General features: G+C 26.8%; 6 protein-coding genes and 1 tRNA gene. All 7 read right to left on the reverse strand.

The window, feature by feature from the left end:
* Positions 1-437 precede the first annotated feature (437 nt).
* A complete protein-coding gene (locus tag RI68_RS00520; RefSeq protein ID WP_017193320.1) occupies positions 438-704 on the reverse strand; it encodes a hypothetical protein in 267 nt (88 codons plus the stop codon).
* 374 nt (positions 705-1,078) lie between these two features.
* Positions 1,079-1,267 (reverse strand): hypothetical protein, encoded by a 189-nt coding sequence (locus RI68_RS00525; protein WP_261974264.1) that lies wholly within the window; start codon positions 1,265-1,267, stop codon positions 1,079-1,081.
* Between the two features lie 566 nt (positions 1,268-1,833).
* A complete protein-coding gene (locus RI68_RS00530) occupies positions 1,834-2,355 on the reverse strand; it encodes a hypothetical protein (protein WP_017193321.1) in 522 nt (173 codons plus the stop codon).
* Positions 2,356-2,368: 13 nt separating this feature from the next.
* Positions 2,369-3,454, reverse strand: coding sequence for an ABC transporter substrate-binding protein (locus RI68_RS00535; protein WP_017193322.1), 1,086 nt, complete (start codon positions 3,452-3,454; stop codon positions 2,369-2,371).
* A gap of 268 nt (positions 3,455-3,722) precedes the next feature.
* Positions 3,723-3,796 (reverse strand) — tRNA-Cys (locus RI68_RS00540).
* Between the two features lie 47 nt (positions 3,797-3,843).
* Positions 3,844-5,106 carry an aminopeptidase P family protein gene (locus RI68_RS00545; protein WP_017193323.1) on the reverse strand — a complete coding sequence of 421 codons (1,263 nt, stop codon included), beginning with the start codon at positions 5,104-5,106 and terminating at the stop codon, positions 3,844-3,846.
* A 17-nt stretch (positions 5,107-5,123) separates the two neighbouring features.
* Positions 5,124-5,273, reverse strand: coding sequence for a 50S ribosomal protein L33 (gene rpmG / locus RI68_RS00550; protein ID WP_017192518.1), 150 nt, complete (start codon positions 5,271-5,273; stop codon positions 5,124-5,126).
* Positions 5,274-5,403: the final 130 nt, after the last annotated feature.

A 5,403-nucleotide genomic window follows, 5' to 3' on the forward strand; every position in this document is an offset into this window, starting at 1 on the left:
TTGTTAAAAATAATAAAAATTAATATTATTAGGTCTTTTAGGACTGCTTTTGCTAAACCATTACCCATGCTAAAATAAGTATGTAAAAATTATTAAACTTCCATAAAATCATGCTTTTTTTATACTTCTTTTGGTCCAAAGTGCATAAAATAAAATGACCTTTTTTCGCTTACTAAAAATCTCTATCCGAAAAATTAAGAAGAAAAACTAAATCCTTTCTTTTCTTTCTTCTTCAAAGATTGTGATTGCTCTAAATTAGCATATTGCGGTAAAACCGTAATAGTGTTTAATAATTTTTAGTGTAATAAGGGTGTAAGAGGATTATTAAACAGTTCTTCTGTAGGGGCTAATTCGACTAACCGACCTTTTTGTCATCGCGCCAATACGATCGCTAATATAACGAGTCATTCCTAAATCATGAAAAATCAATAAATAAGTCATTTGATACTGTTTTTATTTTTAATAAAAATTGGCAAATAACATATACTGATCGATAAAATCAATTGTTTCATCCCTTTTACGAACATAAAAATCACTATAAAAGCTAACACAAAAGCAGGAAAAACCACTAAAAAATCACAAATAAGATTCAATATTGAATCCGTACAACCGAGAAAATAACCCGCTATAATACCTAAAAGTACGCCTACAAAAACACTTATCAAAGCCGTACAAAAGCTATTTTTAATACTTTCGTGTTCCATGACTATCTCTTCTCTATCAAAACACAAAGGCATCAGATAAATTCAGATCATTAAACTGGAGAAAATCAATAAACCTCAAATAACATTTTATTCTTGCGATATATTTTATTTAACATCTGTTTTTTTCACTCCATAATAATCAAGCTCACTTCCGTTTTGCTCTATGGTTTTTTTACTTTATTAAAATTGCTGGGATATCTCTTTTAGTACAAAATTTAATCTTCAAAGAACCCGCTCCATCAATATTAAAATAGGTTCTACTATTAAAGAATCGCCTAACCATAAAACTAAAAAGTAAGCTAATTTAGATGATAATAGGTATTAAAGCTTTTTTAAGAAATGATGGAATTAAAATATAAGTCGGCGATAACCCTTTAGCCTGTAATACGACAATATAAGGTTGTTCTTTCTGAAATCTCAATGATATTATTTCTCACTGTTTTAGCGATTAAAAAAGTTTGCCCCAAAAATAACGTACTGATAGGCAAAATCCCAGAAGAAGGGCTTTCTAAATCAGAAATAGGAAATAAAATATAATGAAAACCTAAAAAATATTGCAACAAAAAACCTGTGATAAAACTAGGCGTAGAAAAAAATCATCAAAATAGAAAGTAAAAGTATGAAATAGTCTTTTTTACTATTTTGGATAATAAGCCGCAAAAATGCCAGCCAAAATACCTAACAAAGAGACAATAAAAATGCTAATGATAGATAATGGTTAAAGCAATAGCAAAAGGAGTTATAAATAAGTTAATAGTTTTTGGATCTCTTTGACTCTAGGATTTGTAAAAATCAAATTTAAAAATAATCCCTGTCAAATAATCCCAAAATTGTTTATTTAAACTTGTATCTAAGCCTCATTATTGAGTTAACTCAGCTTTTTATTGGTAAGTACTGTCTTGCGCTCTAATAAAGCTTGTGCTGAATCGGAAAAAACTTTAAAGCGGAAAAATACTAACAATAACAAGCAAATAAATAAACAATGGTATAAAATATTTTTTTCAAAGTATATTTAGCCATTTTGATACATACTTTCTATAACTTAATTTAGAATTAATGCCATATATGATGCATTTCCATAAAGATATCTCTTTTTCTTAAGAAAAAGAAGTCACAAATACATTTATTGTTATTTAGTTTTAGCGATGTCTGACCAAATAATATTACCGAAAGCATCCGTTTTAAAATTTTGAATTTTATCTCTAGTAATAGAATTTTTTGGTTGTTTTAAAAAAAAGGAACATAAACATAATTGTCTTTTAAAATGGTTTGTATTTGCTTTATTTTCTCTGGATATGAATTGGAACCTGTTTGGTCTGTTTCTTTTTCTGAATGATTTTCTGTTTTGTGGGCTGTTTTTTTGTTCGATAGGAATATTATTGATTTCATCCAATAAAACCAATAAATCATTATTATTACCATTTTTACCGTTATTTTCATTTGTATCAAAAGAAACTATGTAAAAATCTCCTTTTTGATCTATTGCCGAGATAGTTTTAAAATCATTCTTTTTCATTTCATCAAATTGAAAACCTATCTCTTTCAAAACGACTTTTAATTTAGATAAAAAGTGATTTCTCAAGTTATTCTCATCTTGAATGATTAAAATTTTAATTTTTTTATCCTTTTGTATTTGCGGTTTGTTTTGCAATTCTGCTTCGACACTATCGGTTGATTTTTTTGTCTTCCATATTTCCGCCGATTAAACCAGGATTTAAAAAGAAATCGATTTCTGGATAATACCCCGTTCCTTCATCTTCTTTATTTGCTGGAATAATGTCATAAAGAATTTTTTCTGTATCAAAATTTAAAAGTTTATTAATCAATAAGATAAATTCTAAATTTAAAAAATTATTCTTTACTGTTTTTAAATGATTGATGTTTTTCTTTTTGATTTCAGATATATTTTCATTTGTTGGTTCTATTAATATATCTATCTTCTCATTTTTTATTTCTGAGAAACGAGTCACAGAATCAGGATAATATTGAAAATGAATTTTGGTGATTTTCGGTTGTTGTGGTTTTTTAGGATGTTTGTCAAATGATTCTAATTGAACTATTTTGTCGTTTTTGATAATTTTTAATTGAAAAACCCCTAAGCCTATTTTTATTCCTTGATGAAAGTCGTTTTCACACTCTTTTTTATTTATGACAAAAATTTTACTCAAATAAAATTCATTTATATTGTTTTTTTCATTTTTAAATGTAACAGTGAACTTATTGGGCTCATTTTCAAATATGTCGAAACTTTCTATATAACGGGAAGATTCTAAACCTAATTCTTTGGTCTTTTTCCAAGAATAAAGAATATCATCGACTGTTAAATCAACACCATTATGAAATTTAATATTGTTTTTTAACACATATATTTTTGTTTTAGATGAAGGGTCTGAATCAGTTGTTTTATATTCATCTAAAATATTACTCTCATAAGTTGTTTTTTTTGTTTTTTCGTATTTTTTATCCTCTGTTGGTTTGGTTTTAGGCATCAATAAAGGTTCATGGATTAAATTTCTTATCATATTATTATAAAAAGTTCTGGAACTAACATTATACATTCCAAAACCTTGTTGCATAGGGGCTGCTGTAGCGACATACAAAGTATCTGTCTTTTCTGAATTATTTATTTTTTTGCCTCTAAACGTGTATAAAAAAGCTCCTATTAATAAAATTATCACCAAAAGAACAATAATAGATGTTTTTTTGTTTTTATGAATATATTTTAAAAATTTATTATCCTTTTTGATCATAGAAATCTGTTACCTCATTTATACTTTAAAATTAACAACAAAAGGCAAAAATTTTAAAGTTATTCAAAAAAATCATGCGAACGCAACAAAAACGACATTAACATGATAAATTAACATGATAAAAAGATATTTGTTATATTGATAATTTTCCTATATTCAACTAAAAACTAATACAGATGAATTATTTTTTTTATACCTTTATAATTGGAGGAAATAAATGTATCGTTTAATATATTTGCTATTCGTTTAATTCTTAATTTTTATATGATGGAGGCCCTGAACGGATTTGAACCGATGATCAAGCTTTTGCAGAGCCATGCCTTACCACTTGGCTACAGGGCCATTTGCACTTTAACAAAATAAATAACTATTATTTTTATAATAGTTATTTATTTTGTCATTAATTTTTCAATGTCATCTATTTCTTTAGGAATATTGTGAGTTAAATTAACATTACCGTTGAAACTAACTAAAACATCATCTTCAATACGGATGCCTAAACTTAATTCTGGCAAGTATAAACCTGGTTCGATAGTGATAATGTTATTTTCCTTAATAGGTTCAAAAGAATTACCTACATCATGCACTTCTAAACCTAAATGATGACCTAAACCGTGATAACAATATTTATCAATAGATTCGTCTTTTTTTAAAAAACCTAATTCACTTAACCCATCGCTTAAAATTTGTTTACCATATTGATTCATTTCAGCAAAAGTATGTCCTGGTTCAATCCATTCAATAATTTTTTTATTCGCTTTTAAAACAATTTCATAAATTTGTTTTTGTTGAGGGGTGAATTTTCCACTAGCAGGAAAGCAACGAGCAACATCAGAAGTATAATTTTGATAACGAACCCCACAATCTATCAAAACTAAATCATTAGCACCAATAGGGCTCTTTTTTTGGTTATAATGCAAAATAGTCGCATTATGGCCAGAAGCCACAATAGTATGAAAAGAGTTGGTTGCGCAATGACTTTCTAAAACATAATGATAAAAAGCCGATATTTCGTATTCATATAATCCTGGTTGCATTTTTTGCGCTATTACCTCTAAAGCTACTTTATTTAAAGCAATAGCTTGTTGAATTAAAGTGATTTCTTCTGGTTGTTTAGTGATCCTTAAATCTGATACCAAATGAAAATGATCCTTTATTCTTAAAAACGGATAATTTGTTTGAATTAAATTAGCCATTTTTAAAGATACAGAAATATTGTCTTTTAATTTAAATTTGGATAAATCTAAATAAATATTTTCCATATAACCAAATTTACTAATTTTCACAATATTTAATAAAGAAAATACAAACGTCTCCGAAAGGTTAATATCTAAACAATTATTAACAGGAATAGAACTTATTTCCGCAGCTTTGGCAAAACTTAAAGTTTCTCCATCCCATAATTTTTTCACAGGATCTACTGGGTCTAAAAACAAAAAAGCTTCTTCTTTTTGTTCGTTTTTCACCATCAATAAAACTACATTTTTCTGTTCTATACCAGTTAAATAATAAAAATTTTTATTAACTTCAAATTTCGCCGTAGCTGAAAGTTCTTCGTTAAACTGGTGTTGATCAGAAAAAAACAATACTAGACTGTTATTCTCAATTTTTTTAAGCAATGATTGACGATTTTTTTGATAAAATACAGACATTTTTAAATCCAACTTTTTTATTTTTTTTCTCTTTGGATAGTATGTTTACGCTCAGACGGACAATATTTATTAAATTCTAAACGCCCTGGATGTTGTTTTTTATTTTTGTAAGTGTAATAATGCTCTCTACCGCAATCTGTACAAACTAATTTTACTAATTCACTCATTTTTATGCCCTCTAAACTTATTATATTATTACTTATATTATTAACATTAACTCATTAAAAATAATCCTCAATAATAAGGACCGTAAAAACTCATTAAAAAGTTTTTATTAAATAATAAATTATTATTTAT

It is taken from the genome of Vaccinium witches'-broom phytoplasma str. VAC, assembly GCF_000309405.1.
GTDB lineage: Bacteria > Bacillota_I > Bacilli_A > Acholeplasmatales > Acholeplasmataceae > Phytoplasma.